Source organism: Pseudomonas sp. LS_2, from assembly GCF_042709235.1.
In the GTDB taxonomy this organism is placed as follows: Bacteria; Pseudomonadota; Gammaproteobacteria; order Pseudomonadales; family Pseudomonadaceae; genus Aquipseudomonas.
The window spans coordinates 290,112-304,286 of sequence record NZ_JAVAYC010000002.1 but is presented as its reverse complement, the minus strand read 5'-3'; the positions used below and the strand labels follow the sequence as shown (position 1 = coordinate 304,286).

Below are 14,175 nucleotides of genomic sequence, written 5' to 3'. Positions count from 1 at the left end.
CCTTGAAAGGCTCGGCCTGTGAAATCCCGACGATTGCCGGACTATAAAGTATTACTATTTTGAGTACAACGCTTCCAAAACCCTAGAATCGAGTCTAGATTGTGGCAAGCAATCAGACAAATAGTCCTACTAATAAGAGAGACAAGCATGTCCGACAAGAAAACCGTCCTGCGCTCGGCCCAATGGTTCGGTAGCGCTGACAAGAACGGGTTCATGTACCGCAGCTGGATGAAGAACCAAGGCATTCCCGACCACGAGTTCCAGGGCAAGCCGATCATCGGCATCTGCAACACCTGGTCGGAGCTCACCCCGTGCAACGCGCACTTTCGCAAGATTGCCGAACATGTGAAGAAAGGGGTTTTGGAGGCCGGTGGCTTCCCGGTGGAGTTCCCGGTGTTCTCCAACGGCGAGTCGAACCTGCGCCCCACCGCCATGCTCACCCGCAACCTGGCCAGCATGGATGTGGAAGAAGCCATCCGCGGCAACCCGGTCGATGCCGTGGTGCTGCTGACCGGCTGCGACAAGACCACCCCGGCCCTGCTGATGGGCGCCGCCAGCTGCGACGTGCCGGCCATCGTGGTCACCGGCGGGCCGATGCTCAACGGCAAGCACAAGGGGCGCGATATCGGCGCAGGCACCATCGTCTGGCAGATGCACGAGGCGTACAAGGCCGGGCAGATCGACCTGAACGAGTTCCTTTCGGCGGAGGCCGGCATGTCACGCTCGGCCGGTACCTGCAACACCATGGGCACCGCCTCGACCATGGCCTGCATGGCCGAAGCGCTGGGCACCTCGTTGCCGCACAACGCGGCGATCCCGGCGGTGGACTCGCGTCGCTATGTGCTGGCGCACCTGTCGGGCATGCGTATCGTCGACATGGTCCATGAAGACCTGCGCCTGTCGAAAATCCTCACCCGCGAAGCCTTCGAGAACGCCATTCGAGTGAACGCCGCCATCGGCGGTTCGACCAACGCGGTGATCCACCTCAAGGCCATCGCTGGACGCATCGGTGTGAACCTTGAGCTCGACGACTGGACGCGCATCGGCCGTGGCACGCCCACCATCGTCGACCTGCAACCGTCCGGACGCTTCCTGATGGAAGAGTTCTACTACGCCGGCGGCCTGCCCGCCGTGCTGCGGCGCCTGGGCGAAGGTGGCCTGCTGCCGCATCCACAGGCGCTGACGGTCAATGGCCGCACCTTGGGCGAGAACACCGAGAACGCGCCGATCCATGGCGACGACGAAGTGATCCGCCCCCTCGACAACCCGCTGTGCGCCGACGGCGGCATCTGCGTACTGCGCGGCAACCTGGCGCCGCGCGGTGCGGTGCTCAAGCCCTCGGCCGCGACCCCGGCACTGATGCAGCACCGAGGCCGGGCCGTGGTGTTCGAAGACTTCGAGATGTACAAGGCACGCATCAACGACCCAGACCTGGAAGTGGATGCCAGCTCGATCCTGGTGATGAAGAACTGTGGGCCGAAGGGCTACCCCGGCATGGCCGAGGTCGGCAACATGGGCCTGCCCGCCAAGCTGCTGGCCCAAGGCGTTACCGACATGGTGCGTATTTCCGACGCGCGCATGAGCGGCACCGCCTACGGCACCGTGGTGCTGCACGTGGCGCCTGAGGCGGCGGCCGGCGGCCCGCTGGCGGTGGTCAGGGAAGGCGACTGGATCGAACTTGACTGCGCCAGCGGTCGGCTGCACCTGGACATCCCCGACGTCGAACTGGCTGCACGCCTGGCTGACCTGCAAGCGCCACCGCGACTGCTGGTAGGCGGTTACCGCCAGCTGTACGTCGACCATGTGATGCAAGCCGACCAAGGCTGCGACTTCGCCTTCCTGGTCGGTTGCCGAGGCGCCGACGTACCCCGCCATTCCCACTGAGCCCTGCCCCGCCCCACGCCTGCGGTGCAGCCGGGGCGGCGGGGCGGTATGATTTGCCGTATTTTTCGCCAGAGCATTGCCCCTCGATGACCAGCCAGCCCCCACAACGTCGCAAGAGCCTGCACAACCGGATCGTCCAGGAGCTGGGCACGCAGATCGTCTCAGGGCACTTCAAACCGGAAGAAACGCTGCCGCTGGAGTCGACGTTGTGCGAGCAATACCAGGTCAGCCGCTCGGTGCTGCGCGAGGCGACCCGCGTGCTTGGCGCCAAGGGCCTGGTGTACTCCAAGCCACGAGTCGGCGCGGTGGTGCGCCCGCGAGCCAAGTGGCACCTGCTGGATCCGGACGTGCTGTCGTGGCTGATGCAATCCACGCCGCACAGCGAGTTCTTCAACACCCTGGCCGGCGTGCGCAAGATTCTCGAGCCGGAAATTGCCGCGATGGCCGCCAGCACCGCGACCGATCAAGACATCGCCGTGATCGAGGCAGCGTACGAAGGCATGGCGAACGCACAGACCCATGAGCAGTTGCTGCAAGCCGACCTGGATTTCCACCGCGCCATTGCCGAGGCCACGCATAACGATTTGCTGGCGTACATGTGCAACATGCTGTCGCTGCCGCTGCGTGAGTCGATGAGCATCACCAACCGCAGGCCGGACATGCAGGCGTTGAGCTTGCCTCGGCACAAGGCGATTCTTACGGCGATCAGGAACCGCGATGCGCTGGGCGCGCGGCATGCTTCGCTGGTTCAGTTGGACGATACGCGGGTGGCGTTGGATGCGGTGATGAATGTGCTGACGCCGCTTTAAGGTCGAACACGGCCTTGTTTCATGCACGGTGGCGAAGACGCGTAGCTATGAGCACCTGCTGCAGTTCGCCTCGGGTTGTGCCGCACCACAGTGTGCGTTACTGAAGGACGCTCGATGTGAATCGAGCCCCTCACGAAAGAAGTCGCCAGGCAATAACGAAAAAACCCCGCAGACGTTAATCTGCGGGGCTTAATCTTGAATGGCGGAGAGATAGGGATTTGAACCCTAGGTACTGTTGCCAGTACAACGGATTTCGAATCCGTCCCGTTCGACCACTCCGGCATCTCTCCAGTGGCGCGCATCATACCAGCGATTTCGCTAAAGGCAAACCCTTATTTGCAAAAAATTCGCGTGGTATCAGGCGCTTGCGTGAACCTGCCGGTTAAAGCGGCACGCCCAGGCGCTTGGCGACTTCTTCGTAGGCTTCGATGACATCACCCAGGCCTTGGCGGAAGCGGTCCTTGTCCATCTTCTTGCGGGTTTCCTTGTCCCACAGGCGGCAGCCGTCTGGGCTGAACTCGTCGCCCAGGACGATCTGGCCATGGAACACACCGAACTCCAGCTTGAAGTCGACCAGCAGCAGGCCCGCGTCGTCGAACAGCTTGCTCAGCACTTCGTTGACCTTCAGCGACAGCTTCTTCATCTCGGCCAGTTGCTCGGCGGTGCCCCAACCGAAAGCCACGACGTGGGACTCGTTGATGAACGGATCGCCCTTCTCGTCGTTCTTCAGGAACAGCTCGAAGGTCGAAGGCTCGAGCTTGATGCCCTCCTCCACGCCCAGGCGCTTGACCAGGCTGCCGGCGGCATAGTTACGCACCACGCATTCCACCGGGATCATGTCGAGCTTCTTCACCAGGCACTCGTTGTCGCCCAGCAACTTGTCGAATTGGGTCGGGATACCGGCCGCTTCGAGCTTCTGCATGATGAAGGCATTGAACTTGTTGTTCACCATGCCCTTGCGGTCCAACTGCTCGATACGCTTGCCGTCGAACGCCGAGGTGTCGTTACGGAACAGCAGGATCAAGCGGTCGGCGTCGTCGGTCTTGTAAACCGATTTGGCCTTGCCGCGGTAGAGTTCGTCGCGTTTTTCCATGATGGGCTCCGCTTGCTTGAATGGGTGGGCTAGGCGATTTCACGCCAGTCGAGCCCGTGTTCCTGGTTCGCCACCTGGAGCCAGTCCGGATCGCACCCCAAGGTGTCGACGAAGCACTGACGCGCCAGTTGTGGCAGGTTGTTCTTGCTGCTGAGGTGGGCCAGCACCAGGTGTTGCAGGTGCTTCCAGCCCAGCTCGGCCACCAGGCTGGCGGCCTGGTGGTTGTTCAGGTGTCCCTGGTCGCCGCCGACCCGCTGCTTGAGAAAGTACGGGTAGTGCCCGCGCGCCAGCAGGTCACGGCAATGGTTGGCTTCGATCAGCAAGGCGTCCAGGCCCTGGTAGCGCGAAAGCAGGTGCGCATCGAACGAGCCCAGGTCGGTGAGCATGCCGAAGCGCCGGCGCCCATCGCTGACCACATACTGCAACGGCTCCAGCGCATCGTGCTCGACCCGCGCGGCGCTAACCTTGAGGCTGCCGATGTCGACATTGTCACCACAACCGAGAAAACCGGCCACCTCCACCGGCTTGCGCATACCGCGCAACGTGCCTTGACTGAGGTAGACCGGTACATTGTAGCGCCGTGCCAGCAACCCGACGCCGTGCACGTGGTCGGCATGCTCGTGGGTCACCAGCACCGCGCTCAGTTGTGTCGCCGACACCCCGAGCAACGCCAGGCGCCGCTCGGTCTCACGCAGGGAAAAGCCGCAATCGACCAATACGTAGGTATCGTCACTGGCGATCAGCGTGCCGTTTCCCTGGCTGCCGCTTCCGAGTACCGCGAAACGCACTTAGCCCAGACGGTCCTGGATGGCGCTCAACACGCGGCGGGCGACATCGGCCGGGGCCACGGTGTTGATGTTCTTCTCAACAGTGACCTGGACGTTCTCGCCCACCTTGCTCAGGCGAACCTGATAACGCTCGGCGCGCTCTTCACGCTCTTCCTTGCTCGGCTCGCTGCCGAACAGGCGGCTGAAGAAGCCTGGCTCGTTCTGTTTGTCTTCGGGTTTCTCGGACAGGTTGATGTAGTACAGGCCCAGGCTGCGGTTGATGTCCTCGACACGCCATTCGCCCTGCTCCAGGGCGCGGCCCACGCCAGACCAGGCGCGATCGAGGTCAGAACCCAGGTACAGCACCGGGTTGCCGCTGCCATCTTCGCTCAGGCTGACCTGGCTTGGCGCGTCGAAATCGCGCGCGGCCAGCAGCGACACCGAACCGCCTTTTTCGGCGCTGCGGTTCATGCTGGCGAGCATTTCGTCGACCAGCAGTGCGTCGGCTGCGGTATTGGTGGAGCTGGACGGGAAGTCAGGCTCGGCGGTACTGCCAGCCGGGCGCTCAACGCTGACCACGTACACCTCGGAGGTGTTGCGCTGCACGCCGGGCTCCATGCGTACACGTACGCGCACTTCGCTGTCGGCACTGCCGCCAGTGCTCGCCAGGCGCTGGCCCAGGGAGGCCGAGAGCTCGTCGAAGCGCTGCCAGGTGGTGGTGAACTCACCGGTCTGTGGACGCTCCTCGGCGATACGGAAACCGTTGTCCTCGAAGTACTGGTGCGCCACCGGCCACACTTCGGCCGGCGCGCGCTGGGCCAGTACCCAGCGGCTGCTGCCGCTGCGCTGCAAGGTGAAGTCGCTGACGTCGGCACTGGCCGACAGCGGTTGCGGGCGCGGCACCTCGAACTCGCCAGCGCCCTGGCCGTCGGCGACGTTACGCGGGATCGGCAGCAGTGGGTCCATGCGCTTGACGTGCGTCGCGTCCGGCGGCAACTGCATGGTGGCAGTCGGGCGGGCTTGCAGGTAATCGCTGCCGCGGTCGCGGAAATAGCCATCCTCGCCCCACAGCCAGCCGCACCCACTGGTGCTGGAAATGATCAGGGCGAGAGCGGAAAGACCAGCCAGTCGCTTCATGCGGTGTACTTCCTCGATTAAACCAGTACGCCGGACTGGCGCAAGGCAGTACGGACTTTTTCTTCGTAACCCTGGCTCAGCCAGGTCAGCGGCAGGCGGATGCCCTTGTGCATCAGGCCCATTTCCACGAGCGCCCATTTCACCGGGATCGGGTTGGACTCGCAGAACAGGTCCTTGTGCAACGGCAGGAGTTTTTCGTGGATCGCGCGGGCCTTCTCGGCATTGCCCTCAAGGGCGGCCTCGCACAGATCGGCCATTTCGCGCGGGGCGACGTTGGCGGTCACGGAGATATTGCCCTTGCCGCCCAGCAGGATCAGCTCGACGGCGGTCAGGTCGTCGCCGGACAGCACTGCGAAGTCCTTGTCGACGCCTTCGATGATGGCTTTGGCCCGGGCCAGGTCACCGGTGGCTTCCTTGACGCCGATGATGTTCGGCACCTTCGACAGCCGGATAACGGTCTCGGCCTGCATGTCGCAGGAGGTGCGGCCGGGTACGTTGTAGAGGATCTGCGGGATGTCGACGGCTTCGGCGATGTGCTTGAAGTGCTGGTACAGGCCTTCCTGGGTCGGCTTGTTGTAGTACGGCACCACCAGCAGGCAGGCATCGGCGCCGGCATTCTTGGCGTTCTGGGTCAGGTGCACGGCTTCGGCGGTGGAGTTGGCACCGGTGCCGGCGATGACCGGGATGCGTTTATTGCTGCGCTTGACGCGCTCGACCACGTGCTTGATGACCAGGATGTGCTCTTCGACATCCAGGGTGGCGGACTCGCCGGTGGTGCCGACGGCGACGATCGCGTGGGTGCCTTTTTCCAGGTGGAAGTCGACCAGTTTATCGAGGCTGACCCAGTCCAGACGCCCTTGTGCATCCATGGGTGTGACCAATGCCACCATACTGCCCGCGATCATGAAACTGCTCCTGCCGGAAAAAGAGAGCGGTAATGGTACTGGCGCCATCGGCCTTGCACAAGCGAAGCTGGCAGGCGGAGCATTCCCCTCGGCGCTGCTTTTCGCTACCCTTGATCCTTTGATCGGCGCAACGCGGCCCGCCGGGCCGTCGACAGTGCTCCGCGCCAGTGCCCACGGCCCTAGCTACACGCCTTCGGCCCTGGTGCAGGGGTAGCCTGACCTCTTCGCGCCGACCGCTCATCGCTTTAGGAATGCTGCATGTCCACCGCCACCGTCCGCGAACAATTCCTCGTCATCAGCGCCCTGGGCCCCAACCCCATGGAGCTGGCCAATGTCCTCAGCCGCGCCGCCTTCGAAAACCGCTGCGCGGTGGTCACCTCGCGCCTGTCGCGCCACGGCGAAACCAGCGCGCAGGTGTTGCAGGTTGGTGGCAGCTGGGATGCCCTGGCCCGCCTGGAGACCAGCCTGCCGGGGCTGGCCAAGAAACACGGCCTGACCCTTGACGTGGTACGCAGCGCCGAACAGGAAGTGCGCCCACAGGCCCTGCCCTACGTAGCCTACGTCAGCGCCGCCTATCGCCCGGACATCATCAACGAGCTGTGCCAGTTCTTCCTCGACCACCGCGTCGAGCTCGAGAGCATGACCTGCGATACCTACCTGGCGCCGCAGACCGGCAGCAGCATGCTCAACGCCCAGTTCACCGTGATCCTGCCGGCCGGCACGCAGATCAGCTGGCTGCGCGACCAGTTCCTGGACTTCGCCGACGCGCTGAACCTGGATGCACTGATCGAACCCTGGCGCCCACAGAACCCTGTGTAAGGAAACCCACCATGGCCGTAGCACTCGACCAACCCGTCGCCGATTTCCAGACCCAGGCCACCAGTGGCCAGGCTGTCAGCCTTGCGGGCCTGAAGGGCCAGCAGGTCGTGCTGTACTTCTATCCCAAGGACAGCACGCCGGGCTGCACCACCGAGGGCCAGGGTTTCCGCGACCAGCACGCGGCGTTCGCTGCGGCCAACACCGTGGTGTTCGGCGTATCGCGCGATGGCATCAAGTCGCACGAGAATTTCAAGGCCAAGCAGGGCTTTCCGTTCGAGCTCATCAGCGACAAGGAAGAGGCTTTGTGCCAGCTGTTCGACGTCATCAAGCTGAAGAAGCTGTATGGCAAGGAATACCTGGGCGTGGACCGCAGCACTTTCCTGATCGACAAGAATGGTGTGCTGCGCCAAGAGTGGCGTGGTGTGAAGGTGCCGGGGCATGTGGATGCGGTGCTGGCTGCGGCGCAGGCCCTGAACAAGGCTTGAGATAGGCGCCGGCCTCTTCGCGGGTAAACCCGCTCCCACAGGTTCTCCACGATGCTTGAGAACAGTGGGAAACCTGCGGGAGCGGGTTTCCCCGCGAAGAGGCCCAAGAAAAGCTAGAGCATTGGCGCAACCGTCGGCTCTTGCCGCGGCCAGGCATCGAGCACCGCCTTGAACAGCGTCGCCAGCGGAATGGCGAAGAAGATCCCCCAGAACCCCCACAACCCGCCGAACAGCAGCACCGCGCAGATGATCGCCACCGGGTGCAGGCTCACCGCCTCCGAGAACAGCAGCGGCACCAGCACGTTGCCATCCAGCGCCTGGATGATCGCATACACCGCCATCAGGTAGATGAACTGATCGCCCCAGCCCCACTGGAACAGCGCGATCAACGTCACCGGTACGGTCACCACCACCGCACCGACGTACGGCACCACCACCGACAACCCCACCAGCAGCGCCAGCAACGCTGCGTAGTTGAGCCCCAGGCTGATGAAGGCGATATACGTGGCGATACCGCAGATCAGGATCTCGATACCCTTGCCACGGATATAATTGGCGATCTGCCGGTTCATGTCTTCGCCCACGCGGTTGAGCAAGGTGCGCTGACGCGGCAGGTAACCGCTGACCCAGCGGCCGATCAGTTCGCGGTCCTTGAGGAAGAAGAACACCAGGATCGGCACCAGCACCAGGTAGATCATCGCCCCCACCAGCAGCGGCAGGCTGGACAACGAGAAGGTCAGCGCCCACTGGCCGAATTTGCCGATCTCGCTACGCACCGACTCGATGGCGCGCAATACCTGCTCATCGGACACCAGGTGTGGGTAGCGCTCGGGCAACAGCAGCAACAGTGACTGCCACTTGGCGAGCATGCCCGGCAGTTCGTTGAACAGGGTCGTCAACTGGTGCCAGAGCAACGGCACCAGCACCAGCAGGAACACCGCCAGCGCGCCCATGAACAGCGCGAACACCAGCCACACGGCCACCCGCGTCGGCACCTTGAGCCGCTCCAGGGCATTCACCACCCCTTGCATCAAAAACGCCAGCACCATGCTCGCCAGCACCGGCGCAAGCATGCCGCCCAGGGTCAGCACCACGGTGAAGGCCAGGAACAGCAGGACCGCGAGCACCACAGCCTCCTCGTCGGAGAAGTAGCGTTGCATCCAGTCGCGAAGCACTTTGAACATTGACGATCCTTGGAAAGAAACTCAGGCCTTGCGCAGCCAGTAGGTATATACCCCGGCCTCGGCCATTTCACGCAGCAGCGTATGACCTGAGAGCTGTGCGAACGTGCGGAAGTCACGTTGGGAACCTGCGTCGGTGGCGATCACCTTGAGCACCGCGCCGCTGGCCAGACGGTTGAGCTCCATCTTGGCCTTGAGCAGTGGCAGCGGGCAGTTCAGCCCGCTGGCGTCGAGTTCGGCGTCGCAGGTCGGGGTGTCGGTCATCCGGGATCTCCTGGGCAATGCAATGGGCGTGGCAGACGAGCCGCACAGGATACCGCCACTGGTCGTCATCGTGCGAGCGGGCTACAGTAAGCCTCTTTGATCGACGCGAGCTTCATGCATGAATCTACTGCGCCCCACCCTGATGATGCTGGCCTGCCTGATGGCCCTCCCCGGCCATGCCGACGACCTGCCGTCTCTGGGCGATGCCAGCTCCGCGATCGTCTCGCCGCAGCAGGAACACCAGCTCGGCCGCGCCTGGCTGAGCCTGCTGCGGGGCAACGTCAACCAGCTCAACGACCCGCAACTGAAGGACTACGTCGAGACCAGCGTGTACAAGCTGGCCGAAACCAGCCAACTGCAGGACCGTCGCCTGGAGTTCATCCTGATCGATGCCCGTGAACTCAACGCCTTCGCCGCCCCCGGCGGCATCGTCGGGGTCAATGGCGGGTTGTTCCTCAATGCCCAGACCGAAGGCGAGTACGCCTCGGTAATGGCTCACGAACTGGCGCACCTTTCCCAGCGCCACTTCGCCCGCGGCGTCGAAGCCCAGCAACGCATGCAACTGCCAATGATGGCTGCGCTGCTGGCCGGTATCGTGCTGGCCGCCGGCGGCGGTGGCGATGCCGGTATCGGCGTGATCGCCGGCACCCAGGCCGCAGCCATCCAGGAGCAGCGGCGCTTCTCCCGGCAGAACGAGCAGGAGGCCGACCGCATCGGCATCCTCAACCTCGAGAAAGCCGGCTTCGACCCACGCACCATGCCTTCGATGTTCGAGCGCCTGGCTCGCCAGTACCGCTACGACGCCAGGCCCCCGGAATTCCTGCTGACCCACCCGGTCACCGAATCGCGTATTGCCGACACCCGCAACCGCGCCGAACAGGCACCCAAGGGGGGCGTCGAGGACAGCCTGCGCTACCAACTGATTCGCGCCCGCGTAGCCCTCACCTACGAAGGCACGCCGGGTCTGGCGGCCAAGCGCTTCCGCGCCCAGCTCGACGAAAACCCCAACATGGACGCCGCGCGCTACGGCCTGGCCCTGGCGCAGATCAAGGGCGGCCAGCTCAACGAAGCGCGCGAGAACCTCAAGCCGCTGCTGGCCAAGGCGCCCAACGAGATCACCTACAACCTCGCGCAGATCGACCTGGACATCACCAACAACCGCCTGGCCGATGCCCAGCAGCGTATCGAACGTATGCGCGGTTTGTACCCTGGTAACTATCCGTTACAACAGGTGCGTGCCGACCTGCTCATCAAGCAAGGCAAGCCGGCCGAGGCGGAAAAGGCCTTGGACGCGCTGGTCAAGCAGCGTCCAGACGACCCGGATGTGTGGTACGACGTGGCCGAAGTGCGCGGCTTGTCGGGCAATACCATCGGCCTGCACCGGGCGCGCGCGGAGTACTTTACCCTGGTGGGCGACTTCGACCAGGCGATCCAGCAGCTCGATTTTGCCAAGCGCCGGGCGGGCAGCAACTTCCCGCTGGCCTCGCAGATCGACCAGCGCCAGCGTGAAGTGATGGATCAGCAGCGCATGGTGCGGGACATGATGGGACGCTGAAACTGGAAGGGGCCGCTACGCGGCCCCTTCTCACATCTACATCAGGCGTTACCCGACAACTTCAAGCGCGCCGCCTGGGTGAAGTCCAGCATGCGGTTCAACGGCTTGATTGCCCGCGGCACCAGCGCCGGCTCCACGAAGATCTCGTTGCTGCCCTTGCGCAGGCAATCCAGCGTGCGCTCCAGGGTGTTCATGGCCATCCACGGGCAATGCGCGCAACTGCGGCAGGCAGCACCGTTACCGGCGGTAGGTGCCTCGACGAACTCCTTGTCCGGGCACAGCTGCTGCATCTTGTAGAAGATGCCGCGGTCGGTGGCGACGATAAAGGTCTTGTTCGGCATGGTCTGCGCAGCCTTGATCAGCTGGCTGGTGGAGCCTACCGCGTCGGCCAGCTCGATCACCGACTCCGGCGACTCCGGGTGCACCAGGATCGCAGCGTCCGGGTACAACGCCTTCATGTCCGCCAGCTGGCGCGACTTGAATTCCTCATGGACGATGCAGGCGCCGTCCCACAGCAGCATGTCGGCGCCGGTCTTTTTCTGGATGTAGCGGCCCAGGTGCTGGTCCGGCCCCCAGATGATGGTCTCTCCGTTGTCCATCAGGCTTTCGACGATTTCCAGCGCGCAGCTTGAGGTCACCACCCAGTCGGCCCGCGCCTTCACCGCCGCAGAGGTGTTGGCATAGACCACCACGGTGCGCTCCGGGTGCTGGTCGCAGAAGGCCGAGAACTCGTCTACCGGGCAGCCCAGGTCGAGCGAGCAGGTGGCTTCCAGGGTGGGCATCAGCACGCGTTTTTCCGGGGTCAGGATCTTCGCTGTCTCGCCCATGAACCGCACCCCTGCCACCACCACGGTGCTGGCAGGGTGGTTCTTGCCGAAACGAGCCATTTCCAGTGAGTCGGAGACGCAACCGCCGGTTTCCTCGGCCAGGGCCTGGATGATCGGGTCGCAATAGTAGTGGGCAACCAGCACGGCATCCTGCGCCTTCAGCTCGGCGGCGATGGCTGCACGGTACTCAGCCTCCTGCGCCGGCGTCAGCGGGTTGGGCTGCTTGGCATCGAGGTGGGCTTGCACCAGGAGGCGTTCGGAAATCTGGGTCATGATCGCTGGACCTGCGGGCGCGAGTGCGCATCAGTCGAGAGTATCACCCGGCCCTGGCAGATCGGCTAAAGGTGCCGGACGGCCGGCGTGGCGGGCCATCGCGGCCCATCTGCGGGCACGGATTATTATCGGAGGCCGAAGGCTACAGACAATCGCAGGAATGCAAAAGCGGTTTTTGCATGGAGCACGAGGTTACCCGTACCGGGCGCTTTGCAGGCATGCCTGCAAAGCGCCCGGATGGCGCATCAGCCCTGCGGCGACAACGCCGCCAGGTGTGCGCCCAGCATCATGGCGAACTGCTCGACCGTCATCTTGCGGCCATTGAAGTCGACCATGCCATCGGCATAGTGCAGGCTCGACACCACGTCTTCGCCCTGCACCGTGGCCATGCCGCTTTGCAGCGCCATCACGCCGAGCATCTCACCGGCCTGGCTGGACTGAGCGGCGATAGCCTGGGCGTCGGTCTGGCCATCGAGCAGCGCCTGCAAGGTGGCCAGGTCGCCGATCATCGGCTTGGACAACGACAGCTTGCCTTGCAGCTTGCTGACCACTTGCTTGCCCCACTGCTCCGACGGCAGGTCGAAGGACGCGGGGTTGGCCAGGTCGACCACCAGGCTGAAGCGGCTGTGCCCGTTGGCAGTCTTGAACGACAGGTCTTCCAGCGCCAGTTGCGGCTTGGCGGCGAGCAGCTGTTGCAGGTCGGCCTTGACCTTGGCCTCCTCCTGCGGGGTCATGTCCAGCGACGGCGCCTGCTGGCCCTGGGCGGCAGCGGCCTGGATCGCTGGCAGCTTGGTCTGGTACCAGGTCACCAGCGACTGCATGGCCGGGATGTCCAGCGACTTCATGGTGAATACCATCTGCCCGCTGCCGACGGCACGACCGGCGTAGCTGATGTCCGAAACCTTGTAGGACAGCCGAGCGCCCAGGCGGTCTTCGCCTTCGGCGCTGTACAGGCTGTTCTGCTCCAGCCCCTTGAGCAACAGCACGTCCTGCTTTGGCCCCACGGCAGCCTGGGCTTCGGCCAGGTACAGGTCGAGGTGGCCAAGGTAGATCATGTCATGGTCGGTACCGGTCAGCTCGCCGCCCACTTTCAAGCCATTGAACTGCAACTTCAGCGGCGCCTGGTCCTCATTCACCAGGTTCATCGCCAGCTTGTCGGCAGTGCCATGGATCTTCACCGCCTTGCCCTCGCGGTCGCCGCTGAGCAACAGCTGCATGCCGGAGAAGTCCAGGGTCCTGCCATCGTCTTCCTTGAGGTTCACCGGCGCCAGGCGAATATCGCTGTCGACCGTGCCGCCATAGCCAATGCTGACCTGCGCGGTCACCGGGACCTTGTCGCCCGCTGCGGCGAACCAGGGTGCGGTGAAGTCGTCTTTCTGCAACGCACTGTTGCTGGTAGCCATCACCGGCAGCAGCTTGCCCGCCTTGACCCGCGACCACGGGAACGGGCCATGTTCGATCTGGTCGAGCACCGCCACTTCGAAATTCAGCGGTTCCCCCTCGCCCGTCTGCAGGTTCTCGACCTTCAAGCGATATTGCGCGGTGCTGGTAAAGAAGCGCTGCTCCAGCGAGACCAGCTCGATTGTCATGTTGCCACCTGTGCCGGCCACGGCTTTCTTGAGCTCGGCGTTGCCGCGCTCGACCGAGTTGGCGAGCTCTGCGGGCAACTGCTTGCCGGTATACCAGGCGCCAGCGGTGGTTACGACGGCGATGGCGACGGCCAGGCCGGAAAGGATGCCTACTGATTTCTTCATGAATAGAACCGATTACTGTCCATAGGGGCGATGCGTGGTGTCACGCAAGGTGGCAAGGGTAGCACTGTCGGCGGGCGTGAAGCGTGGGTCAACCGGCAATAAAACCCGCCTGCCGCGCAATTGCTGAACATGACTCACGAGCGCATGTCGATGACTCCGTATTAACGCAGCGGTGTCGACGCCATACAGTCGTGCTGAAAGGCGCATCGAGCTTCGCTGAAACCATCCGCCTGGAGAAAGGAAATGACTGCACCCTCGACGAAACCCGTCTGGTTCATCACCGGCTGCTCCACCGGCCCCGGTCGAGACCGACGGGGCCGTCGAAATACCTGCGATAGACGGTTTGGCGGTAGGGCGCGATGAAATATCCCTATACAGCTTGTTGATATTTTCAATTATCCCGCTTCCAACCAGCTCCTTAA

General features: G+C 63.6%; 13 protein-coding genes and 1 tRNA gene. 5 read left to right on the top strand and 9 right to left on the bottom strand.

The window, feature by feature from the left end:
* The first annotated feature begins 147 nt into the window (after positions 1 to 147).
* Together RAC97_RS03225 and RAC97_RS03220 are read left to right on the top strand one after the other, a co-directional pair.
* Positions 148 to 1,884, top strand: a complete 1,737-nt coding sequence (locus RAC97_RS03225; RefSeq protein WP_375098275.1) for an IlvD/Edd family dehydratase — start codon at positions 148 to 150, stop codon at positions 1,882 to 1,884.
* An 86-nt stretch (positions 1,885 to 1,970) separates the two neighbouring features.
* Positions 1,971 to 2,693 (top strand): FadR/GntR family transcriptional regulator, encoded by a 723-nt coding sequence (locus RAC97_RS03220; protein ID WP_375098274.1) that lies wholly within the window; start codon positions 1,971 to 1,973, stop codon positions 2,691 to 2,693.
* A 200-nt stretch (positions 2,694 to 2,893) separates the two neighbouring features.
* Here RAC97_RS03220 and RAC97_RS03215 read toward each other — a convergent pair.
* From RAC97_RS03215 to dapA, 5 genes are all read right to left on the bottom strand, one after another.
* A tRNA-Ser gene (locus RAC97_RS03215) sits at positions 2,894 to 2,983 on the bottom strand.
* A 92-nt stretch (positions 2,984 to 3,075) separates the two neighbouring features.
* A complete protein-coding gene (gene purC, locus RAC97_RS03210; protein WP_375098273.1) occupies positions 3,076 to 3,786 on the bottom strand; it encodes a phosphoribosylaminoimidazolesuccinocarboxamide synthase in 711 nt (236 codons plus the stop codon).
* A gap of 29 nt (positions 3,787 to 3,815) precedes the next feature.
* Complete coding sequence (locus RAC97_RS03205; protein WP_375098272.1) at positions 3,816 to 4,574, bottom strand: MBL fold metallo-hydrolase; 759 nt, start codon at positions 4,572 to 4,574, stop codon at positions 3,816 to 3,818.
* The gene (bamC, locus tag RAC97_RS03200; RefSeq protein ID WP_375098271.1) at positions 4,575 to 5,690 is read right to left on the bottom strand and encodes an outer membrane protein assembly factor BamC; all 1,116 of its coding nucleotides are present in this window, start codon (positions 5,688 to 5,690) and stop codon (positions 4,575 to 4,577) included.
* A gap of 17 nt (positions 5,691 to 5,707) precedes the next feature.
* The gene (gene dapA, locus RAC97_RS03195; RefSeq protein ID WP_375098270.1) at positions 5,708 to 6,595 is read right to left on the bottom strand and encodes a 4-hydroxy-tetrahydrodipicolinate synthase; all 888 of its coding nucleotides are present in this window, start codon (positions 6,593 to 6,595) and stop codon (positions 5,708 to 5,710) included.
* Positions 6,596 to 6,853: 258 nt separating this feature from the next.
* Between dapA and RAC97_RS03190 the strand changes: the two genes are divergently transcribed.
* Together RAC97_RS03190 and RAC97_RS03185 are read left to right on the top strand one after the other, a co-directional pair.
* Positions 6,854 to 7,414 (top strand): glycine cleavage system protein R, encoded by a 561-nt coding sequence (locus tag RAC97_RS03190; RefSeq protein ID WP_375098269.1) that lies wholly within the window; start codon positions 6,854 to 6,856, stop codon positions 7,412 to 7,414.
* An 11-nt stretch (positions 7,415 to 7,425) separates the two neighbouring features.
* Positions 7,426 to 7,899, top strand: coding sequence for a peroxiredoxin (locus RAC97_RS03185; RefSeq protein WP_375098268.1), 474 nt, complete (start codon positions 7,426 to 7,428; stop codon positions 7,897 to 7,899).
* Between the two features lie 113 nt (positions 7,900 to 8,012).
* Here the strand turns inward: RAC97_RS03185 and RAC97_RS03180 are convergent, their stop codons facing one another.
* Together RAC97_RS03180 and RAC97_RS03175 are read right to left on the bottom strand one after the other, a co-directional pair.
* Complete coding sequence (locus tag RAC97_RS03180; RefSeq protein WP_375098267.1) at positions 8,013 to 9,083, bottom strand: AI-2E family transporter; 1,071 nt, start codon at positions 9,081 to 9,083, stop codon at positions 8,013 to 8,015.
* A 21-nt stretch (positions 9,084 to 9,104) separates the two neighbouring features.
* Positions 9,105 to 9,344, bottom strand: a complete 240-nt coding sequence (locus tag RAC97_RS03175; protein WP_375098266.1) for a sulfurtransferase TusA family protein — start codon at positions 9,342 to 9,344, stop codon at positions 9,105 to 9,107.
* Positions 9,345 to 9,462: 118 nt separating this feature from the next.
* Here RAC97_RS03175 and RAC97_RS03170 point away from each other — a divergent pair, with 118 nt between their 5' ends.
* A complete protein-coding gene (locus RAC97_RS03170) occupies positions 9,463 to 10,899 on the top strand; it encodes a M48 family metalloprotease (RefSeq protein ID WP_375098265.1) in 1,437 nt (478 codons plus the stop codon).
* 41 nt (positions 10,900 to 10,940) lie between these two features.
* On the opposite strand, the gene nadA is transcribed toward RAC97_RS03170, so the two are convergent.
* Both nadA and RAC97_RS03160 read right to left on the bottom strand, forming a co-directional pair.
* Positions 10,941 to 11,999 carry a quinolinate synthase NadA gene (gene nadA / locus RAC97_RS03165; protein ID WP_375098264.1) on the bottom strand — a complete coding sequence of 353 codons (1,059 nt, stop codon included), beginning with the start codon at positions 11,997 to 11,999 and terminating at the stop codon, positions 10,941 to 10,943.
* Between the two features lie 245 nt (positions 12,000 to 12,244).
* The gene (locus tag RAC97_RS03160) at positions 12,245 to 13,753 is read right to left on the bottom strand and encodes a YdgA family protein (RefSeq protein ID WP_375098263.1); all 1,509 of its coding nucleotides are present in this window, start codon (positions 13,751 to 13,753) and stop codon (positions 12,245 to 12,247) included.
* Positions 13,754 to 14,175 lie beyond the last annotated feature (422 nt).